Raw genomic sequence first — 18,973 nt, 5'->3', positions numbered from 1 at the left:
ACAGAGTCTTTCCCTTGGTGACGAGCTAAAATTTATAGAAGTTATTTAAACTGTTTTTGTAAACTTCTATGTTTTGTGAGTCTAGTCTCCTGGAAATCCTACTTACTATGTAATAGCTTTGTATATTTTCAACTGGACTAAAAACTGTAAGGATTAGCTTCTAATTTTTAATGTGTCTACAGTTAATAAGCTATCTATTAATACCACTTCTCGTTCAAAGATTCGTGTTGGAGCCGCAGGTTTACACCTATTCAATAGAGTTACTGGGATGAATCTCTTAGTAGATGAAATCAGGTTACCTCCAAGTATGTGGTCAGCCGCTCCGCGCCAAGTATCGATTGCATTAACGAATGCTTGTGATCTTGGATGTCCTCATTGCTATGCACCAAAAAATCCCGCTGTGCTAAATTTTGAGCGGTTAATGAGCTGGTTAAGCGATTTAGATGTTAATGGTTGCATTGGTGTGGGCTTCGGAGGCGGAGAGCCGACTTTATATCCTCGACTCGTAGAACTCTGCTCCTACGCAACTGAAAAAACGGGTTTGGCTGTTACTATGACCACTCATGCCCATCATCTCAGCGATCGCCTTCTTCAGGATCTATCAGGAAATGTGAATTTCATCAGAGTGAGTATGGATGGGGTTGAAGCCACCTACGAATCTCTCAGAGGAAGACCTTTTTCGACCTTGATTCAACGTATCAAGGCACTTAGTCAACGTTTTCCATTTGGCATCAACTTTGTGGTTAACTCAAAAACCATTGATGACCTTGATAAAGCTATTGATCTCGCGGAAGAATTCGGTTGCTCTGAATTCTTACTTTTGCCTCAAGAAGCCACCCTAACAACTGGCGGGATTGATAGCGAAACTTGTAGAGTATTGCAAGAATGGGTGGCTAACTACCGTGGATGTATTCCCCTTGCAGTTAGCGAGAGTGGTGCTGATGGACTTCCGACCTGTAATCCCCTTATTGCGGAAACAGGATTAGAGGCTTTTGCCCACATAGACGCTTCAGGAATTTTGAAACCAACCTCATACAGTACTGACGGTGTTCAGATTCTTGACGATGGACTGATGTTAGCACTTCATAAGCTAGCTAGAAATAATCAGGAGATAAATGTATGAAAATTTGGCATAGCTACGGGTCTGAACACTCAATGAACTTAGTGATGATTGGTCAGTTTAAGAGCGTTGATGACGCGAGAAAAACCAAACAAATAATTGATCAGCTTACTGAAAAGCTTGCTGAAAAAATAGAGGTTGGTAGAACTCAAAATCGATTTGAAGATGAAGTTTTGGCTCTTTTAGAGGATGCAAATATCTATACTCTTAGTCCTCTTGAACTTGAGCAGTTTTTGTATGACGTAAGCACTCGAATAGAAGAAGATAAACTGATTCTAACTACTGATGAATCAGAAGTTTCCGCTTTTATGAAGCTTATGATTGATAGAGGAGCAAAAATTGAAATTTTTTCAGCTCATAATTACCCAGATGCTGAGTATAGTCGAGATAAATAAACTTTTAAGATACTGTAATGCCTTCTCTAGACTGGACAAAATTTTATTCACTTCCAGGTGATAAGACCCGTAACTTTGAAAATCTATGTCGTGGTCTCATAAGACTGCAATATGGACGATTTGGAGATTTCAAAGCTTTGGCTAATCAACCTGGGGTTGAATTTCACATAAAACTGACTGAACCATGTCAGCTTGGTAATGCATTTCGTTGGTTTGGATGGCAATGTAAACTATACCAGCGAAATAAAAATGGAACACTAAAATCAGCAAGTTGTAAAGATATTGAACACTCACTCAAAACCACTGAAAGAGTATTACCAGATCTCACAGATTGGGTTCTTTGGACACCCTATACTCTCAGTAAGAAAGACCAGGAATGGTATTACAGTCTTTCGACACAATACAAGTTGCACTTATGGGCTGAGGAAGAAGTCGATACTTACCTAAGTGGCGATGCCCTAATACTCAGAAGCACCTACTTTGGCGAGCAGGTTTTAACTCCAAGTAATCTGGCAGAACGACACAGGATAGCAATTCAGCCAATTCAAGAACGCTGGCTAGAACCAGTCCACCAAGCCGTTGACGCCGAGCGGATAATTCGGCGAATGTTGGGAGAGGTTGATTCATGGGGACAATTGATTGAAGTTGGGAAGCGTTTGAAGAATATATCTAACTTGCTATCGTGTGAGTTAGACGACGCTGCGCCCAGATTAACACCCTACATAACCTCTTTTATTGATGCTTGCTCAGCGTTTGCTGATACTCTGATAAATTTTCATCAAATCCTTGCAGATGGAGACCTTGATGTTATCCAGCAAAAACTAAAGGAACGCAAAATATTAATCAATATAGATGTTCGTTCAACTCCCAGACACTTACGGTCTGCCAACCATCCTGCTGCACTACATGCCACTAATGCGCTAGACGATATGTACACGGCGCAAGAACTCCTCGATGAAGCTGAAGAATTTCTTGGAGTTGGTCTGGTTGCAGTTCTGGCAGATGCAGGTGGTGGTAAAACGCAGATGGCTGCCCAGTTAACTGCTCCCCAGGAGATGAGAATTGCTGGCATTTTTCTCCAAGGCCGTAATCTTCACAGAGGGCAGTCTCTCGATGATCTTGCAAAAAATCTCTCAATCAATGGCATTCCTATGCCGAGTATAGAGATGTTATTGGCAGCAGTGGATGCGGCTGGTAAACGTGCCTGCTGTCGATTACCAATTGTAATTGATGGACTTAATGAAGCTGAGAATCCAAAGGATTGGAAGCCTGAATTAGCTTCGCTCAGCGAGATTGTAAAGAAATACCCTAACGTTCTAGTAGTTTGCACATTGAGAACTGGAGAACGGAAAAAGGAAGATTGGCATCCATATCGAGAGTCACAAACTGAGACTAGAGAATCATTCGCAGTTATGGCTCTTCCTGATGGCATAAAGGCAATAGAAAGTGAGGGGTTTGGAGGTGATGTTGATGAGGCAATCGAAAAGTATTTTAGCCACTTCAAAATAGACCCTGGTGATTCAGAGATTCCTACGGAGTTTTTACAGCACCCACTAACGCTGAGAATATTCTGCGAGGTCACCAACCCGAAAAAAGAATCTGAAGTCAAGATTGATTATTTTCCTACCTCGCTTGCACCACTATTTGACAAATATGTTGCTAATGTTGCTGAGCGAATTTCACAGATGATTAACCTCAACCATAGTTATACTGCAAATGAAGTGAAGAAGGCGATTTACACACTTGGAATCGAATTATGGAAGTGCGGAAAGCGGGAAATTAGCGAGTCAGGCTTTCGTGATGCAGTGTCTGATGCTTCTCGTGCGTGGGATAGCAGTATCGTTAATCTTCTGGCACAGGAAGGGATTCTCTTCAAGAACCCAGGTAATGAGTCGTTTGACTATGTAGTCACGCCAACTTATGACGCGCTCGGAGGGTATATTGTCGCTAATGCTCTTCTCATCAAGTACGTGCGGGATTCTTCCTTTGCTTGGTTGAATAATCCTGAGGTTGTTGCACTATTCACTGGTGATACTAGCCATGAATTGGCATTTGACATACTTAGATCTTTGGTCACACTGACTCCGCGCCGAATGCAAGGGAAACAAATTTGGCAGTATGTCTCAGAACCGTTAAAGAAAAACGCTATTGCATTGGCGGCTGAAATAGATGCAGAGTATTTAGACCAAGAGACAGTAATTGCTTTATGGAGCCTTTCAAATGAATCCTCAAGCTTTAGAAGTCGACTGTTCGTTCGATTCCAAGTAGCCCGTGCAGTAGCACTTCACCCACTTAATGCTGCTTTTCTTGATGAAACGCTTCGAGCAATGTCGGTTTCTGAGCGAGATCTTGTTTGGACTGAGTGGATTCGAGAAACACGTTCCGAGAGATTTAACGATCTAGTGGCAATAGAGGGCAGGTGGAAGCAACAGACAAACTTTCGGACTGATTCTGATCAACTTCGTGCTAAGTGGGTCATGTGGCTTTTGACCTCTACAGACCGAGAACTTCGTAATGTGGCAACCCGTGCATTGTATTGGTTTGGACGAGGAAACCCCGCAGCATTATTTGAAGATGCCTTGACGGCACTTGCGATCAACGATCCTTATATCCCAGAGCGAATGCTTGCTGCAAGCTATGGAGTTGCAATGGCTCGTCATGTGGATTTAGGCGACCAAACCTTTGTGACTGAAACCTTGCCCACCTATGCACGAAGTATCTATGACTCAATGTTTGCAGAAAGTGCACCATTTAGCACTACCCATTCCCTTACGAGAGAATACGGAAGCCGGATTATAGAAATGGCTTCTCTACACCATCCTGAGCTTTTCACCTCTGAAGAGATTCAAAGAAGTAAAGCTCCATTTAAAGGCGGACTTAGGGATTGGGGTGAAAGTGAGGCATCTAAAGAAAGACGATATGGTGCAGATTCACCATTCAGAATGGATTTTGAAAATTACACTCTTGGGCGTTTGGTGCCAGGGCGCAGCAATTATGATTTCACCAATGAAGAGTATCAAAAGGTTAGGTCACAAATTCTTTGGCGGATTGAGCAACTTGGATGGTCAAGTGAAAAGTTCAGGAATAGTGAAAGCTCAATAGAGGACGAAAAGCGTTGGAGTAGGGCAGGAGGTGTTGTTCAGAAGATAGAGCGTTATGGTAAGAAATATTCATGGATTGCCTTTTATGAAATGACGGGGCTATTACATGACTTAGGGAAAATTAAGAGATCCCGTAAGCGGGGTGGGAACTGGGATTTAGATATTGACCCAAGTTTTCCAGAGCAATCACCAGAGGTTCACCTTATACACGCAGACTTCCTTGGCGATCCTGACATGGAGATGAAGGAATGGATCACCAATGGAGTACTACCTGATGTAAATCCCTATCTTCAAATGGCGGAGATTCAAAACGAAGCTGGACCTTGGGTTATGTTAGATGGTTATATAGCACAGGAAAACGAAACTCTTGGTCGAAATATTTTTTGCTTCATCCGAAGTTTTCTCGTCTTGTCCAGTGAGGCTGATTCTTTTTTCGAGCATCTATCCAATCAAAACTTAGGTGGAAGATGGTTGCCTGAAAAGCCATCGGTTGGCTATACATTTTCAGGCGAGATTCCGTGGTGTGAAACGTTTCCTGAAAATAACGATTGTGAGTTCTCGTTCATGGTAAAAGAGGAGACTATTAAAGTTGAGCGGATGGAACAAAGATTCTTTTTAGATGGTAAACAGCTAGATTTGAGTCATGTCGATATAGTTAGACTTCGCTTATTAGGTACTAATGCATGGGAAGATGGCAAGCTGAAGCTCAGCGAAGAGGAACTTGAGCGTATTGAAATTCGTGAAATCCCAGTGGAAGTTGAAGAAGTAGAGCAGGATATTATTACATATCATACGCTAATTCCTGTCTGTGACTTTAGTTGGGAAAATAGTCGTAGCGCTGCCAATAATGCTAGTCATGCCACTACGTTAGTAAAAGAGATTGCCTCAGATTTGAAACTAATTGGTCAACCACAGACTTTCGATCTGGTTACAAACACAGGAGTGAAAGCAACATGTGAAGTTTCTGATCGTAGTGATGATTTCAACAACAGCCAGTCACTGTTTTACATGCGAGAGGAATTATTGAGAGATTACCTTGAAAAAAACGATCTTGCTCTTGTTTGGGCTGTCTGGGGTGAGCGTGGATATTCATCAAACTTGACAAGTGGATTCTTGGATAGTGCCAACCGTCCAGAGTCAGCTTATTTTGTGTACAGTTTTACCAAACGCTATGAGTGACTGAAATACACCTATTTGGATTTAGGTTTAAGTTTGCAAAGGACTATATTTATATCTGGATCCTCTCATAGTTGCATATCTAAACTGAATGCATTGTGTCACTTGGCTGAGTCTTCTAGTTGGTGTTTATTTAGCAATGGACCCGTTTTGGTCGCTAAGGCTAAAACCATTGATATGTAAGCTTTTCAAGCATGAGTATAATAACTCATTAAAAGTTCGACTTTGACAAACCGTATTCTTCAGCAAATATATAACTGTCTCATTTATGATGCTTAGAGCAATAACTAAAAAAGTCTAGAAGTCTTATAAATAGCGGGTTTGGCAAGAATAATTGTCCCATTTAAACATAGAAGTGGGACAGTATTCTGACTTTCTAGGGACTCAAAAGTTGATCTCAAAAATTGCTTAGCGACCAAAATAGGTCGATTGCTAAACAAAGGCCTAGTTTAAGAGGCCGTTTATAAAGTAAATCTTTAGGAAACTAGCCGACGTAGCATAAGACGACTCATGGAAGCGTAAATCCCTGCCTCCGATACCTCTGGTAATTGCTCATAGTCCTTACTAAGGCGACGATACCAATTCAACCAACCGAATGTACGCTCAACAATCCAACGTTTTGGTAACACCACAAATGCCTTACTGTTTCTGCTAATCACTTCCACCTTGGCTTGAACCATTAACCACAGACTTAAGGCAAAACGCCCTCCCCGATATCCGGCATCGACCCACATCAACCGAAATCGTCTCAATAGTTCCTGCTGCTGTTCCCTGAGTTCCATCACTGCCGCCAGGGTAAGGGCTACGCTCTGAGCCATTCCCTTCAGAGACCAGGACTTTGTAGAGTAGCCCTAAACTGTCGACTAGCAGGTTTCTCCGTCTTCCTTTGACCTGCTTACCACCATCGAAGCCATAGACTTCGCCCTTTTTTCTGTCGTTTTAACCGATTGGCTATCAGCAATCAAGACGCTAGGTTCTGCGCTTTTCCCCACTGATTGGCGACAGCGGGTACGCAGAGCATGGTTGATTTCTTCCCAGACTCCTTGCCTCTGCCATTTGCGATAGTAGTAGTAGACTGTGGAAGAGGGAGGAAAGTCCTTGGGCAGATAGGCCCATTGACAACCCGTTTTGAGGAGATAGAAAATTCCATTGCAGACCTGTCGCATATCAGTGGTACGTGGATGACCGCCGGACTTTGGAGCAGGAATTAAGGGTTCTAGTAAAGCCCATTCTGCATCGCTTAAGTCACTGGGATAGGAAGCTTGAGACATTGGTGCTAGTTTCCTGTGTCGTTATGCTTATGTTTGACCTTAACGACTTCACGGGCAACAATCCTATTCTCTTTATCTTTACTTTATAAATACCCTCTAACTTCCGTGAGTTAGCCCCTACTTAAGCAGTATAGCTGTAGAGCAATCTGTTTGTTTCTAGTCTAAAAACTATGCTCAGGAAAGAAAAGTAGGCGCTGGGCTAAAAACCTTAAAATCAAGCTGCCCGATCGCCCATTGGTCTTGGAGAATTGAGATCACCTGATTCAAGTCAGCATAGGTGAGAGTGACCCTGGTGCCATAAACCTGAATCTCTGGCGGTAAGGAACTGGGCAGTTCATCAGGGAAATCAATGGTGACACTGCCGGAAACCAGGATAAGGCTGTTGGGATAACGCTGGGCGATCGCCTCTAACCCTTCCCCTAGTGGCTCATCATTAAAACCCTGGGTAAAGGTTTCAGTGGTCTGTTCATTACGAATATCTAGGCGCACAAGGGTGGGAATAATATCGCCATTCTCAGCCACCTTATAAACGCCCTGACCATCAGTAACCAGATAGCCATTATCCTCGGCCACGATGAAAAATGTTTGATTGACGGGTTTACGGTCACTGGCCCAAACCCCTTCCACATGGAGCCAAGTCGCGTACTGGGCAGCATTGGCATTGTAGGCTTTGATGCTGTGGTCCCGTAGATTTAGAGTGCGGCTGGCAACATCGCGGAATCCACCATTATTCAATAGATTCAGGTTGAGGAACAGAATTAAGACAGCGATCCCCAAGACCCAATATTCAGCCTTACCGCCCGTCTTCATGCGCCGCTTGGGATTCATGCCACAGACACACCAGGCTTGGAGAGGATAAAACAACTGTACGCCCTGCTTGGTAAAGGTGTCGGAGAAGATAGCGAGAAAGTGACCTAATGGTAAGGCGATCGCCCAGGGGGTCGGGATACCGAGGAGATACCAAAGTGCTACGGCGATCGCACTGAGGACGGCATTAAACAAAAGGCAGTGGGTGACGGTGCGGTGGGGGTAACGGTCTTCGAGCCAGTGGGAAACAGGAAAAAAGACCTGACCCACGAGGCTATGGGAGCTGTCGAGGTCAGGAATTTGTGAGCCAATAATTGCCAAGCCTAGCACCACTGGGTCAGCGGTTTGCAACAGTAGGGTGGTGCCACAAACGCCAATAATGGCATGGGTCACACTCATCATGGTTCATTCCTCCTGTTTGGTGTAAGACAAAAAATACCCCCTCTGCCTATCGGCATCTCCCCAGAGGGGAGAACACCCCTCTAGCTCCCCTCTAGGGGAGAAGTTTATTGACCATATTTGCGCCTCGCGCCTCGGATTTTACCAATCTGCCGGAGCATGACGCCTAATACCAGGGCGATTCCACCAATCACGTACAAACCGCGATCGCCAGTGCCCAAACCAATGAACCGGACGATACTGAAGGCCATTAAAGCAGAGATGATGATTGGACTAATGTCGAGGTACAGACTGTGCTCCGGCTCTGGATTTAGGCCCAGCTTCTCATTCCTGACCGCTTTTCTCGCCAAAAGAGGATTTCGGCCAGCAACAGTTAACAGCTTGGCGATTTGGTGGTCAGTGAGGGATAAGTCATTTTTTTCAGCTTCCTCCAGAATCACACCCCGAATCGCCTCAATGGAGGGCCGCTCTAATTCCACCTCCAGCATTTGCAGGTAAATGTCCCGCTTAATCACTGCGACGGCGATCGCCACGACAATCACCTTACCCATGCGCATGAGGGTTTCCAGCCAGTAACGGATAGAAGCTGGCAGGCGTTTCGCTTCGGGAATAATCAGCAAACTACCCTTCTCAATTTCCTGGGCTAACTTTTCCTTGATTTCATCCGCCGTCAACTGGCGATCGCCTATCACTTCCCCCTCTTTGTTGTACTTGGGTTCCGTGGTGTCCACCCGAAATTGTTTTGCCAGCTCCATGAGGAAAGTTTTGGTACTGCCCTGGTAGGCGACAATCGCCCAGGGTTCAATGTCTACCGCAGCGGCGATCGCCTCCGGTAGACCCTCGAATAAACCCGCTTCCCCCAGGACAAGACAATGGTGGCCCTCCTGAATGATGGAAATGATCTGGCTTAGGTTTTCTGGATTGACCCGCTGCGATATTTGGTAAGGATCTGGCTGGCGATCGCGGCGGGATTGGCTAAAGGGTCACGGATCGCCCTCCGGGTTTGCTCAATCTTGCGGCGTAAATCTTCTGGTAGATCATCCTCTGTCATCTGCTCGACAAGGTGGGCCATGACCAATTCCGGCTGGAGAATCTGCTTCGCTTTCTTGGCCTGGGCAATGCGAATGAGAGCATCAAGATCGGACTCATCGGAAAGGTCTAGGTTATCCATGGAAGTGGTTGGAAATTCAGAGATTATCTCCTCCTCATAGAGCACCGGAAACTCATCACCGGAATCCGTTGAAAGTTCCCCACCCTGGGCGACCGGAATATCTGGAGTAGCTTGAATCTCTTCGACCGAACTATCAGTAATAGAATCGCCAGAAGTGACCGGAATATCATCATGGTGATGGTTTGGAATAACATCGGAATTTGGAGGAGGCGGAGGGATTACCTGAGACTTTTCCGGTTGAGATTCCAGCGGATTTACAGAGGGAGAATCTTCTTTTTCCGGTGGCATTGGGGCTATAGATTCCGATTGAGATTCCGGTAAATCATTAGCAGTTTCCGACGTAGATTCCGATGGGGCATTCAGAGATTCCTTGTAGGCTAAGAGAATGTCCAGTTCCGCCTGGGTAATGGTTGTCCGGCCATCACGACGTTCCGGTTTGATTCCGGTGGCCTTGAGGTAGGCATAATATTGGGACTTTCCGATGCCGAGTTTCCGCTGGGCTTGATTCCGGTCGTACATGAAAATTTTTTTATTTTCTATAGATCCATAATATGGCCGCATTTTCCGGTGGACTTTCCGGTCAGAATTCCGGTAAACATTCCGGTGCTGATTCCGGCCATATTTAAGCATAACCGGAAACTAAAGCGTTGATCCCCTCCTAGCGAGACCGGAAGCTTAATAGTGACTGGAAAAATAATTATCGGCGGAATATTTGCTTTCCAGCGTGACCAATGGCGAAAGAAGGTTAGTTGAGAATGTTGGCGATCGCCCCATTGATATTTGAAGGAGATGGATGAAATCAGGGGCTATTCACAAGGGAGGAAAAAACTGGATGATAACCAAGATAAGCCAGCTATCAGCATCCAGTAATTTCTCCTTACAAAAACTATTGTTCAAAATATTCCTTGGTGATGTCACAACCAGGCTGATTTCCTTGCTCAAGTAGTGCCCCGGCTTCTGGAATCGATTGGGAAACAGCATTGATCAGCTTTTCCACAAGACTCCGCACCATGAGGCCACTTTCACCATGAATCCAGTGTTGTGCCGTCTGGAGATAGGCAACGAGCACGAATATCTCAAAAGCACTTAGGGAAAGGGGGATTTTGGAGTCGTGGTTGATTAGGGATTGAAGAATGTCGTTGTTGTTCATCTGTCTGCACGATTATTTTTTGTCTTACACCAAATCCAGAACCGAACGGACTTTGGCAATTGAGGCGGGAATTTTTGTCTTACACCAGATTATTCAAGCCTGCCTGTCTCAATAAAGTTCAAGATACGAACCACATTTTGATTGGCTTGGATCAATTGATATACCGCTGTGACCTGGGGAAACTTGATGCGCTTCGACCTCGTTGACCATCGTTGCTGATTCTCCTGCCACTCTCTCCATTGATAAAACCAGCGGTAGTGATGGGGATAATCGAGGGCAATATCTTTGGGTACCCGTTCCCCTTGAATGATGGGATAGGTTTTGCCACGGCGGGCTTCGGTGAATGGAACTAAACAGCCAGAGGCTTTCCCGCTGCTGCCCCGTGGTCTACCGCGTCTTTTGTTGGTGATACCAGTCAACGAAGTGGAGGGCGATTGCTGCTTGGGCTGGGGTGACGGTTTTCCCGGCAAGTCTGCGGACATCGTTACGTCCTTTAAGGCCACTGGGAACGAGGTAGGCAGTTGGGTAAAGCGTTGTCCGGTGATTGAGCTGAAGAGATTCCACGGAAAACCCATATACATCGCCATCGCCTCGGGGCTGAATTGATAGCCAGAGGGAATAATGCTTAATTGCTTCAGCCTTTGTTCTAACTTCGTCTGACCAGCATGCGCTTCGTGCCGCTGCCCGTGGTCAAGGTAGGCAATAACAAATGTTCTTTCCCGTCGGTGGGATGCGCCAAGGTCGCTAGCGGCGATTGTAAAACCCGTTGTTTGATAGCCAGCCATTCGGCATCCCCCAAGGATTGCTCGTAAACCTCTAGTGGCAATGCCCACAGGTTGTTCCCAGATGAAGTATTGGGGCCGGACTTGGCAGAGGATACGCAGTCCTTCGCGCCATAATTGTGATTCGGGGTGATGGAGTCCGGTTTTGCTGCCTGCGTGGGAGGTTCCGGTGCAGGGGAAGCCGCAGGTGATGAGGTCGAATTCTTTTTGTTGGGGGTGGTAGGTGCGGATATCTTTGTGAATGGTGACTTTGGGGAAGTAGTTGGAATAGACGGCGCTCCCTCCGGGGACAGCGAAGCTGCGCGCCTGTTCGTCACCCATACATCAAAATTGAAGTTCTGGCCAGTCATCTCCCCCTCCAGCACCGGATTTGTCTTGTTTTGACCGATTTGGCTTGGCTTTATTGAATCCCTCTAGGGCTTGGGCTTGTTTTTGCTTGAGAATTTCCTTGATGCTCTGGAAACCCTTGGCGATCGCCCCTGATTCACGGCTTTGATACCAAGAAAGCGCCCGATGGAGTTCCTGCACAGAGTTATCTTTCCAAAGGACATACCAACCATGGTGTGACACCGAATAGTACACTTTTACTATCTCGCCCCGGGCCAATAGATCTCTAACGATACTGTCTTGTTCTTGGGTTAGATTTGGTTTTTGCTGTGCTTCAGCCTGTGGCTCTACTACCTTTTTAGCAGTGGTCTTGTAGAACTGGTTTTTCAGCCAATCGAAGTTAGCAGCAATCCACTTGTCGATCATTTGAACAGGTCGGGGTAGTGCAGATGCTCTTTTTTCACAAAATTTCAAAAATTTCTCTCTCTCTTTTTCTGGGAGAGTCTGAATAAGGTCTATATAGTCTGAATAAGTCTTAGGAGGTTCAGAAGTATTGCTATCACTGGGTTTTAGCGATTGATTGTTGTGTGGAGACTTTGCTTGTCGTCCTGAGACTTCGTTTGTCGTCTGTACGCGACAGTTGTCGTCCTGAGACTTCGTTTGTCGCGTGGGAATCTGCGTAAAATTTTTTGGGTCTTCTGGGGAATCTATTTTTAGATTGGGGGTTAGGGTGATGGCCTCTTGTACTGATTGAACGGCTTCGGTGATCGCCTCTTTGGTTTTGAGGGCGATCGTCCTGACGGTTTTGAAACCATGTTCTAACCAGCCTTGTTTTTTGAGGACATTGAGGGCGCTGTTAATTGTGGCGCGGTGTCGCCCTAGTTCTTCGGCAATCTGAGCGACGTTAATTTCTAGACCATCACCAAAGGGGTCACGGACACGGAGGTAAAAGAGTAAATCGCGTTCGGCGGGCTTGAGTTGGAGGGCGGCTCGATATTCAGATTCGGTCAGTTTGTAAAATTTTTCAGACGTGGGGGATGCACAAGAAATATTGTTCATGTTAGTATCGATGTAACAAGATAAGTTTTGTTGCCCTTGTCTCGATGCTGCGAAACATTCAGAGACGAGGGTCTTTTAATATTTATACTCAAAGCTAGTGTAAGTTTGCAACTACTAGCGACGAATATTGCAATTCATTAGTTCGTTTCAAGCTTTGCGACTTTCGCTTGGATCGCCGCAAAGAGCTCTGGTTGATTGCGAATAACCTCAATGAGGATGCTCCTGAGTAAGGGAGTATTTTTGCTGCCATCTTCTTTCAGTAGTTTTTCAGCAATGTCCACGGGCAATCTGACGCCAAAAACAGAAGGGTGCATTTCTTCATTTTTTTTGAGGTCGCCATATTTTGCACGGGCTACTTCCTGAAATTTTTTAGGGAGAGTGTTTAGTTTTGACATGGCCTTTCCTCTAGTTAACAAGTTTATTCTACTGTTTAGCAGACTGAGCAACCTACTCAAAAAGGGCTAAATGCTGATACGGGGATCATGCACCACAAACGTCTTGGTGTTCTGCCAATGCAATTTCAAGCATTACTTCGAGAATGCCCTCTTTGAATGCCTGTTTGATTGGGGGTGGGGCGTTACGAATTTGGGGGGTTGCTTGGTGGCCAAGGATGAACCGCTTAAATGCTGTGGGGTCATCGTCTGGGTTGAGTTCAGTGAGGGCGGTGTGAGTGAACTCGTGGCCGAGGGCTTTAGCGGTTTTTGTGTCCATATCGTTTGTATCAAGAGAAAACTGGGCACTTTAGCAAAAGGTTGTGCCCAAGTCAGATTTTTGCAAGGTGATCATAAATATTCGATGGCATCACCTGCTGTTGAGCAAAGATGTCCATCATCGGAGAGGTATTCTGTATCTCTACCCTTGGGGAAGTGGGTCGTTACCCAGGCGTCAAAAATATCACCGTGGGGATAGCCTCTGTCTTTTTCCCAGAAGCCAACGCCATGGCCTTGGATTGTGAAATATAGATCATTACCAATGCGGCGTAATTGCTCTATATCTAGGGTTTTCAAGTGGGGATGATTATCTTTGTAGAACTTTTCGCATAGGGTAGTGGCTTCAAACTTCATGGCAGAGTCATATCCTTTGTAGTCTTCCTGGGAGATGTCGGTATCTTCCCAGAAGTCCGGGTTATCGATAGTGCAGAAGTCGAGGGCTTCAAAATAGCCAGATAGGATATCCGCTAGTTGCTTGTGCTCATGTGTGTCCATGTTTTACCTGTGTGAGTGGAGACAGGCAGTTTGATGACTTACCTAGGTCGAATTTTATCGTTATTGGTAGAGCGTTATTGGTAAAGGTAGAGTCCTAAGCCAAACTTGGCACAGGCTCGTCGGAAAGCCATACTCTCGGCATTACTGGATGGATCGCCATAGGGATGCTCGACCACTTCTCCGCTGCGCTTGACTAATTTGAGAGTTTCGGTGCCAGTGGCTTCTCGATAGACTCGTCCCTCGGCAACGGCGAGGGTTAATCGTCCGGTCAAAAATAGGCGATCGCCTGTGGTTTCCATCTTCACAATTTCCCAAGTCCAGGCAGGGCAATATTTATCCAGAATCTTCACGGCATTGTGCCAGGGTAAGTAAGTGATATTCCGGTCTTTGATGCCTAGGAGGGCATCGGGGATAGGTCGGGATAAAGTCTCAATGGTTTGCTGTAATGTCCATTCGCCGGGAGTACGTGGGCGCTGGGTTTGAGGGGTTGTGGTGGTAGTCATAGTATTTAGTCTTCCAATAGAATTTCTTCTGCTTGTTCAAAAAGTTTGTAGAGTCGGGTGGTGCCAGGTTTACCAAGGGCTTGTTCTACATTCCAGGTGCGGGAATAGTGCTGCTCGATGTAGTTGCGGAGTTTGATAAGTTCCTGGGCTAAGGCTTTAGCGTTGGGTTTGTTCATGGTTCGTTTTTGGGTCTGACTAACTCCTCCTCACCTGCTAGGGCAGGCCAAGGATTAATAGGAGGGCATGGGTGTTACTCATAAGCCATCAGATAGGCTTCATCACAGGCGCGGTTCGGTTCATCTTCGGCATGGAGTTCGTTCAGGTGTGCTTGGGTTTGTTCCCGTGGGAGTGCGCCATACTCCATCCAGTCCCAAATGATTGTGAATAGATTCCCGTTGGCGACTTCTTGGGTGATCGCCACAGCTTCACAGGCTGGGAAGTAATCTGTCTGGCGTTTTCCGTTGGAGGCTGTAAAAATCACTTTTACAATGTCGCTGTCGATAGTTGCTTCAATATCTAGGGTCAGGGGATACAGATGCTTGTTGGCGGTTTCAAGGGTTGTCAATAAATTAAGCCAGTCTTGATATTTCATCGTTGTGATTTCTGAGAAGTGAATATGACCCCTCCCAACCCTCCCCAAGGAGGGCTAGGCTTTGGGGTAATGGTTATAGGTAGGCGAAAACGTAAACTTGATGCTTGGGTGTTGGTTCTGCAAAGTAGTCAGTAATAAACCAATCACGGGCGATCGCCGCAAAGTCGATGTAGCAGGTCATCATTCCGGCTTTCTCCCAGGCGTCAAGGGTGCCAAGGTCTTCAAGCTGGGAATAAACAAAGTCTTCTTTGTCGTCGTAAATACCCTGATAAGCATCCTCGAAAGCTTCAACTGTTGAGGCAACATCACCATATCGAGCAGTGCCATAAAAAGCAGCAAAGGCAGGGCCATGGTTGGCGATCGCCTGGGCTAGGGCTGATACAGTCTCGAAGTCTTCCCACTCGCTAAGGTGGATATTTCCGAAATTGTCATAATCATGGATCGCCCATTCCTCGCAAATGTCGCTAAGCTTCCAGGCTGGGAAAGTCTTGAGCATTTCTCGCACTTCTTTGCGGATGTCTTCGGCATCTTGGTCTGCATCAATCCATGCACCATGTAAAAAGCCGTTGTTGTAGGCCGCAAGGCAAGCCACATAGATCCGAGGGGTATCGGTTAAAGTAAGCATGATTTTTAATTCCTGAAAAGATTAAACAAGGTGGGGGAAACCCTCCCAACCCTCCAAAGGAGAGCTAGGCAGTAGAGTTAGGCGCTAATGATTCCGCGTCCCTTGGGCAAGCTCAATAAGTGCTCTTGCGCTTCCTGCAAGGTGGGATAACTAGCGATCACCTGCCACCCATCAGCCACCTGTTCCGCAAGCCAAGAGGCCGATAAGCGAGAAACAAAACAAGTGCCTGAGTAGGGAGACTTGAGAATGTAGTAATAAAGCGGTGGATAAAACGTTCTCATCACTAATCCCTCTCCTAATACGGCAACCAGTCAGAAGGAAACAGGTCACAGCAGGGATACTTGATATCTAAGCTGTGCGCCTCAAAATAACTGCAACCATAGGCAAGGTCACGCCATTCATTCTCGATGTCTGCGTTGGTGAGGGGCTGGGAAAACTCCATGTCTGATTCGGCGCAAATTTCCCCATGAAAATTGGTGACAGCAGTAAAGCTGAAACGATAACGGGTATTCCAGCAAACCCGAACCCCTGCCGGAAGTTCTTCGTCTCTAGACTCGAACTGGTAGCGGCCAATCGTAGTGTTATAGGCCGTCCGGTCAGCCATCTCCGATAGCTGCCGTAAAATATCTAAAGCGGTCATAACTAAATGTCCTTAGTTGTGGTTGTTAGGGCTTGGGGGGAAGGTAGGATTTCCCTCCTTGCCTGCTTTTATTATAGCCGCAAATTACCTTGTTAACAAGCAAAAATACCCGAACAATCCATAAGAAAAGCTAATATATAAAGCAGTCAATATACCTAGTTAACAAGGTAAAATATAGAGGTAGCTAGTAAAGAGAGAGAACAAGCTATGCTCGCATTCAGCGGCCCAAGACAATTAACTACACAAGAAACCAAACAAGTGCTAAACCTACTCCCCGCAAACCCTCCAGCGGTCGGGGTGGGAGATGCCAAAGGACTAGACGCCCTAGTAGCAGAACACTACGCAGGAAAAACAGACCTCACCATCTACCATGTAGAAGGCCGGGAAAGATGGCAGTTCGCCGCTAGAAGTCAGCGGATGATAAATGACGCCACAGTATTAATCGCCTTCCCTAACAAACCATGCCCGGAAAGCTGCACCCCTACAAAACCCTTCAGCGGTCACGGTAGCGGCACCTGGGGAACTATCGCCTATGCCGTAAAGAAAGGGCTAAAGGTGACAATCTACTCTCTCGACGGTAGCCAAGCACCGAGCTGGGCAAAGCAAAGACAGCTAACTCTGATCTAAACCCGCAGGGGCGAAAGCCCCACGAGCGACAGGGGGCAACGGAACAAACCAACAGCCCCCAGGCCAGACCACAACCGAACAACCCACAAGAGGACAAAAAGACACGCTGCGCGCGCCCCTACCCCCTCTAACCCACCCCTCTCTCTACTAGCGACGTGCCGCCCAAGAAAAATAAAAAGCACGCCACAAACGCCGGGATAGGGACGTAGCTTGCTTAGGCCCCAACGTATAAATCTACCCGACAGCCGAAGATCGCCGACGTAGGAGGCCAACGTAAGAAAATACGGGCTAACGGACTCCGGCGGACTGGTGTTGCTAGAATGCCTTTTCGCGGCTAAGGAAGCGTAGTTACGCCGCAATAGTGCGGCATCCTCACTTCTATCCTGTTGCTCCGCCTATACCCATCAGTAGGGGATTGGGGTTTAGAAAGTAACAGTCACGTTGGCGGCAAGTAACCTTTGGGAACAGAACTGTCTGGGACAGCAGGATAAGACTTGGTGGGCAGTGGGCAAAAGGTAGGCAATAACCTCCATGGGGACAGGTAAAGCGGCAGAATGCGGCTTTTTCAATAATCAAAGATAACCGTCATCGGTGCTTTGCGCGGACGACTCCTTATTTCCTGTCCCCTGAACTTAAACCAGGAATGTGAGGCGATTTAAGCTTGAGGCCGTAACAAGAGAAACAGGGGCGATCGCATTTTCCCTATCTTTTAGAGAGTCTCAACATTAATCTGATGTCAGCTATAGATTCAGACAATTAAAAAGCTGCAGGATTAGACCGAGGAGGCGTAAGCAAGTGATTACGTATTCACTTAACTACTTGATTTTTCTTAAAGACTAGAAAGCAGTTATTATTAGCCGGTCTTCTTTGATGGCGCAGTTGGATTTTTCCAACAAAGGTACATAATACGGCATAGAAATTTAAGCATAATCTTTAAAAGAGCTTCGTTTGAGCGGTATTAGCACCTCCTGGATATGAGGATATTCTAAGCTGCAGATTCCTAAGACTAGTGACATAAACTATATGTTCTCCTCAAGAAAACAACTCTACTTACTCACGTAATCACTTGTTTACTTGATTCAGTAATCACGTGCTTTCATCCATTCTTCAGCAGCTTCCCGCAAGATCTCATTCATGCTGCGATCGCCGTCAAAGGCGGCATATTTCAGGCGTTTGTACTGAGCACTAGCCATATCAAAACTGATCCGATGGGGATATTTTTTACCCTGCTGTTTATCTTCAGAGGCTTCGGGCTGAGACGGCGGGGGAGTAACTGCTTCATTAGTAGTAAGTTCTGGGTCTGTGCCTCCTTTGTTAATCCATTCGTCAGCGGCTTGAGGTATTGGGTTAGATTTTGGGTTTCGAGCAATACGACTTTTCTTCGCTACCATTTTTTAACCTCCATTAATTTCAAAATGTCTTTGGCAAATTTCAAAACTTCTTTTGAGGCAGAACTGGTTGCAGACATTTCCATGACGGTATGGCCAGATGAGGACTCACTAAACGCTACCCGTTGGGCGATCGCCTGCGGTAGTGTGGGAAGGTCATATTCAGATAAAGCTTCTTCCACATCACGACCAATTACAGTGTTGGGAATCCGGCGGTTAATGATGAATGCGGCTTTAATTTCTGGTTTAAATCCCTGGGCTTCGTCAATAAGGGTGACAGTCTCCGATGCAGCCCATACATCATAGGAACTAGGCTGAACGGGGATTAAGACGACATCAGCGGCAAGGATCGCCGTTCGGGCTAAGGCGCTCACCCGTGGGGGCGTATCAATCACCACATGGTCATAGTCTTTAGCGATGTCAGGCAAATCTCGGTGTAAAGTATTTCGTGCCATCCCAATTACAGTAAAGGGCGGCTTTTCTTCTCGTGCGGCTGACCAGCCTTGGGCACTTCCTTGGGGATCGGCATCGACTAACAAAACTCGTCGCTTTGATAGGGCGATCGCATGGGCGAGATGGATTGCCAAGGTTGATTTCCCGCTCCCGCCTTTAAGGGAACTGAGGGTAATAATCAT

23 protein-coding genes are annotated in these 18,973 nt (G+C 46.2%); 4 read left to right on the top strand and 19 right to left on the bottom strand.

Features of this window, described 5'->3' with window-relative positions; genetic code table 11:
* The first annotated feature begins 268 nt into the window (after window positions 1-268).
* The 3 genes from AWQ22_RS15005 to AWQ22_RS14995 are packed head-to-tail and all read left to right on the top strand — an operon-like array spanning window position 269 to window position 5,795.
* On the top strand, window positions 269-1,123 hold the full coding sequence (locus AWQ22_RS15005) for a radical SAM protein (RefSeq protein WP_065711815.1): 855 nt from the start codon (window positions 269-271) through the stop codon (window positions 1,121-1,123).
* Window positions 1,120-1,515: a DUF6375 family protein gene (locus AWQ22_RS15000; protein WP_065711814.1), complete on the top strand. Its 396-nt coding sequence runs from the start codon at window positions 1,120-1,122 to the stop codon at window positions 1,513-1,515. Before AWQ22_RS15005 ends, AWQ22_RS15000 begins: the two co-directional genes overlap by 4 nt.
* Before the next feature lie 17 nt (window positions 1,516-1,532).
* Window positions 1,533-5,795, top strand: coding sequence for an NACHT domain-containing NTPase (locus tag AWQ22_RS14995; protein WP_065711813.1), 4,263 nt, complete (start codon window positions 1,533-1,535; stop codon window positions 5,793-5,795).
* A 473-nt stretch (window positions 5,796-6,268) separates the two neighbouring features.
* On the opposite strand, the gene AWQ22_RS17310 is transcribed toward AWQ22_RS14995, so the two are convergent.
* The 17 genes from AWQ22_RS17310 to AWQ22_RS14920 form a co-directional block, all read right to left on the bottom strand.
* Complete coding sequence (locus tag AWQ22_RS17310) at window positions 6,269-6,610, bottom strand: transposase (RefSeq protein ID WP_257784305.1); 342 nt, start codon at window positions 6,608-6,610, stop codon at window positions 6,269-6,271.
* Window positions 6,611-6,655: 45 nt separating this feature from the next.
* Window positions 6,656-7,063 carry an IS5 family transposase gene (locus AWQ22_RS17305; RefSeq protein ID WP_065710377.1) on the bottom strand — a complete coding sequence of 136 codons (408 nt, stop codon included), beginning with the start codon at window positions 7,061-7,063 and terminating at the stop codon, window positions 6,656-6,658.
* A 174-nt stretch (window positions 7,064-7,237) separates the two neighbouring features.
* Entirely contained in the window at window positions 7,238-8,272 is a 1,035-nt protein-coding gene (locus AWQ22_RS14980; protein ID WP_065711812.1) for a metal-dependent hydrolase, read from the bottom strand.
* A 104-nt stretch (window positions 8,273-8,376) separates the two neighbouring features.
* Window positions 8,377-9,024: a hypothetical protein gene (locus AWQ22_RS14975; protein ID WP_030007995.1), complete on the bottom strand. Its 648-nt coding sequence runs from the start codon at window positions 9,022-9,024 to the stop codon at window positions 8,377-8,379.
* Between the two features lie 152 nt (window positions 9,025-9,176).
* Entirely contained in the window at window positions 9,177-9,959 is a 783-nt protein-coding gene (locus AWQ22_RS14970) for a hypothetical protein (protein WP_065711810.1), read from the bottom strand.
* Between the two features lie 367 nt (window positions 9,960-10,326).
* On the bottom strand, window positions 10,327-10,590 hold the full coding sequence (locus tag AWQ22_RS14965) for a hypothetical protein (protein WP_065711809.1): 264 nt from the start codon (window positions 10,588-10,590) through the stop codon (window positions 10,327-10,329).
* 89 nt (window positions 10,591-10,679) lie between these two features.
* Window positions 10,680-11,693 carry a DNA cytosine methyltransferase gene (locus AWQ22_RS14960; RefSeq protein WP_065711808.1) on the bottom strand — a complete coding sequence of 338 codons (1,014 nt, stop codon included), beginning with the start codon at window positions 11,691-11,693 and terminating at the stop codon, window positions 10,680-10,682.
* 3 nt (window positions 11,694-11,696) lie between these two features.
* The gene (locus tag AWQ22_RS14955) at window positions 11,697-12,758 is read right to left on the bottom strand and encodes a helix-turn-helix domain-containing protein (protein WP_065711807.1); all 1,062 of its coding nucleotides are present in this window, start codon (window positions 12,756-12,758) and stop codon (window positions 11,697-11,699) included.
* A 137-nt stretch (window positions 12,759-12,895) separates the two neighbouring features.
* Complete coding sequence (locus AWQ22_RS14950) at window positions 12,896-13,153, bottom strand: hypothetical protein (RefSeq protein WP_065711806.1); 258 nt, start codon at window positions 13,151-13,153, stop codon at window positions 12,896-12,898.
* Between the two features lie 85 nt (window positions 13,154-13,238).
* Window positions 13,239-13,469 carry a hypothetical protein gene (locus AWQ22_RS14945; protein WP_065711805.1) on the bottom strand — a complete coding sequence of 77 codons (231 nt, stop codon included), beginning with the start codon at window positions 13,467-13,469 and terminating at the stop codon, window positions 13,239-13,241.
* A 71-nt stretch (window positions 13,470-13,540) separates the two neighbouring features.
* Window positions 13,541-13,963 (bottom strand): hypothetical protein, encoded by a 423-nt coding sequence (locus AWQ22_RS14940; protein WP_065711804.1) that lies wholly within the window; start codon window positions 13,961-13,963, stop codon window positions 13,541-13,543.
* A gap of 74 nt (window positions 13,964-14,037) precedes the next feature.
* A complete protein-coding gene (locus AWQ22_RS14935; RefSeq protein ID WP_065711803.1) occupies window positions 14,038-14,466 on the bottom strand; it encodes a DUF1071 domain-containing protein in 429 nt (142 codons plus the stop codon).
* Window positions 14,467-14,471: 5 nt separating this feature from the next.
* On the bottom strand, window positions 14,472-14,642 hold the full coding sequence (locus AWQ22_RS16835; RefSeq protein ID WP_012308513.1) for a hypothetical protein: 171 nt from the start codon (window positions 14,640-14,642) through the stop codon (window positions 14,472-14,474).
* Between the two features lie 74 nt (window positions 14,643-14,716).
* A complete protein-coding gene (locus AWQ22_RS14930) occupies window positions 14,717-15,058 on the bottom strand; it encodes a hypothetical protein (RefSeq protein ID WP_065711802.1) in 342 nt (113 codons plus the stop codon).
* Window positions 15,059-15,131: 73 nt separating this feature from the next.
* Entirely contained in the window at window positions 15,132-15,683 is a 552-nt protein-coding gene (locus AWQ22_RS14925; RefSeq protein ID WP_065711801.1) for an antirestriction protein ArdA, read from the bottom strand.
* Window positions 15,684-15,760: 77 nt separating this feature from the next.
* Window positions 15,761-15,964 (bottom strand): hypothetical protein, encoded by a 204-nt coding sequence (locus AWQ22_RS16830; RefSeq protein WP_157094659.1) that lies wholly within the window; start codon window positions 15,962-15,964, stop codon window positions 15,761-15,763.
* A gap of 14 nt (window positions 15,965-15,978) precedes the next feature.
* Entirely contained in the window at window positions 15,979-16,323 is a 345-nt protein-coding gene (locus AWQ22_RS14920; protein ID WP_065711800.1) for a hypothetical protein, read from the bottom strand.
* A 258-nt stretch (window positions 16,324-16,581) separates the two neighbouring features.
* Here AWQ22_RS14920 and AWQ22_RS14915 point away from each other — a divergent pair, with 258 nt between their 5' ends.
* Window positions 16,582-16,950 (top strand): hypothetical protein, encoded by a 369-nt coding sequence (locus AWQ22_RS14915; protein WP_157094658.1) that lies wholly within the window; start codon window positions 16,582-16,584, stop codon window positions 16,948-16,950.
* Between the two features lie 1,079 nt (window positions 16,951-18,029).
* Here AWQ22_RS14915 and AWQ22_RS14910 read toward each other — a convergent pair.
* Both AWQ22_RS14910 and parA read right to left on the bottom strand, forming a co-directional pair.
* Complete coding sequence (locus AWQ22_RS14910) at window positions 18,030-18,341, bottom strand: hypothetical protein (RefSeq protein WP_065711798.1); 312 nt, start codon at window positions 18,339-18,341, stop codon at window positions 18,030-18,032.
* On the bottom strand, window positions 18,335-18,973 hold the full coding sequence (gene parA / locus AWQ22_RS14905) for a ParA family partition ATPase (RefSeq protein WP_065711797.1): 639 nt from the start codon (window positions 18,971-18,973) through the stop codon (window positions 18,335-18,337). Before parA ends, AWQ22_RS14910 begins: the two co-directional genes overlap by 7 nt.

The sequence above is a fragment of the Picosynechococcus sp. PCC 7117 genome (assembly GCF_001693275.1).
Taxonomy (GTDB): Bacteria; Cyanobacteriota; Cyanobacteriia; order Cyanobacteriales; family MRBY01; genus MRBY01.
This window is presented reverse-complemented; position numbering and strand designations above follow the sequence as displayed.

Excerpts from the sequence above, each read along its gene's own strand:
- AWQ22_RS14975 (WP_030007995.1), bottom strand. The coding sequence starts at position 9,024 with ATGGAGCTGGCAAAACAATTTCGGGTGGACACCACGGAACCCAAGTAC.
- AWQ22_RS14925 (WP_065711801.1), bottom strand. The coding sequence starts at position 15,683 with ATGCTTACTTTAACCGATACCCCTCGGATCTATGTGGCTTGCCTTGCG.
- parA (WP_065711797.1), bottom strand. The coding sequence starts at position 18,973 with ATGATTATTACCCTCAGTTCCCTTAAAGGCGGGAGCGGGAAATCAACC.
- AWQ22_RS14920 (WP_065711800.1), bottom strand. The coding sequence starts at position 16,323 with ATGACCGCTTTAGATATTTTACGGCAGCTATCGGAGATGGCTGACCGG.
- AWQ22_RS14935 (WP_065711803.1), bottom strand. The coding sequence starts at position 14,466 with ATGACTACCACCACAACCCCTCAAACCCAGCGCCCACGTACTCCCGGC.
- AWQ22_RS14945 (WP_065711805.1), bottom strand. The coding sequence starts at position 13,469 with ATGGACACAAAAACCGCTAAAGCCCTCGGCCACGAGTTCACTCACACC.
- AWQ22_RS16830 (WP_157094659.1), bottom strand. The coding sequence starts at position 15,964 with ATGAGAACGTTTTATCCACCGCTTTATTACTACATTCTCAAGTCTCCC.
- AWQ22_RS14965 (WP_065711809.1), bottom strand. The coding sequence starts at position 10,590 with ATGAACAACAACGACATTCTTCAATCCCTAATCAACCACGACTCCAAA.
- AWQ22_RS14995 (WP_065711813.1), top strand. The coding sequence starts at position 1,533 with ATGCCTTCTCTAGACTGGACAAAATTTTATTCACTTCCAGGTGATAAG.
- AWQ22_RS17310 (WP_257784305.1), bottom strand. The coding sequence starts at position 6,610 with ATGGCTCAGAGCGTAGCCCTTACCCTGGCGGCAGTGATGGAACTCAGG.
- AWQ22_RS14930 (WP_065711802.1), bottom strand. The coding sequence starts at position 15,058 with ATGAAATATCAAGACTGGCTTAATTTATTGACAACCCTTGAAACCGCC.
- AWQ22_RS14955 (WP_065711807.1), bottom strand. The coding sequence starts at position 12,758 with ATGAACAATATTTCTTGTGCATCCCCCACGTCTGAAAAATTTTACAAA.
- AWQ22_RS15005 (WP_065711815.1), top strand. The coding sequence starts at position 269 with ATGAATCTCTTAGTAGATGAAATCAGGTTACCTCCAAGTATGTGGTCA.
- AWQ22_RS14960 (WP_065711808.1), bottom strand. The coding sequence starts at position 11,693 with ATGGGTGACGAACAGGCGCGCAGCTTCGCTGTCCCCGGAGGGAGCGCC.
- AWQ22_RS14950 (WP_065711806.1), bottom strand. The coding sequence starts at position 13,153 with ATGTCAAAACTAAACACTCTCCCTAAAAAATTTCAGGAAGTAGCCCGT.
- AWQ22_RS14980 (WP_065711812.1), bottom strand. The coding sequence starts at position 8,272 with ATGATGAGTGTGACCCATGCCATTATTGGCGTTTGTGGCACCACCCTA.
- AWQ22_RS17305 (WP_065710377.1), bottom strand. The coding sequence starts at position 7,063 with ATGTCTCAAGCTTCCTATCCCAGTGACTTAAGCGATGCAGAATGGGCT.
- AWQ22_RS15000 (WP_065711814.1), top strand. The coding sequence starts at position 1,120 with ATGAAAATTTGGCATAGCTACGGGTCTGAACACTCAATGAACTTAGTG.
- AWQ22_RS14970 (WP_065711810.1), bottom strand. The coding sequence starts at position 9,959 with ATGTACGACCGGAATCAAGCCCAGCGGAAACTCGGCATCGGAAAGTCC.
- AWQ22_RS16835 (WP_012308513.1), bottom strand. The coding sequence starts at position 14,642 with ATGAACAAACCCAACGCTAAAGCCTTAGCCCAGGAACTTATCAAACTC.
- AWQ22_RS14910 (WP_065711798.1), bottom strand. The coding sequence starts at position 18,341 with ATGGTAGCGAAGAAAAGTCGTATTGCTCGAAACCCAAAATCTAACCCA.
- AWQ22_RS14940 (WP_065711804.1), bottom strand. The coding sequence starts at position 13,963 with ATGGACACACATGAGCACAAGCAACTAGCGGATATCCTATCTGGCTAT.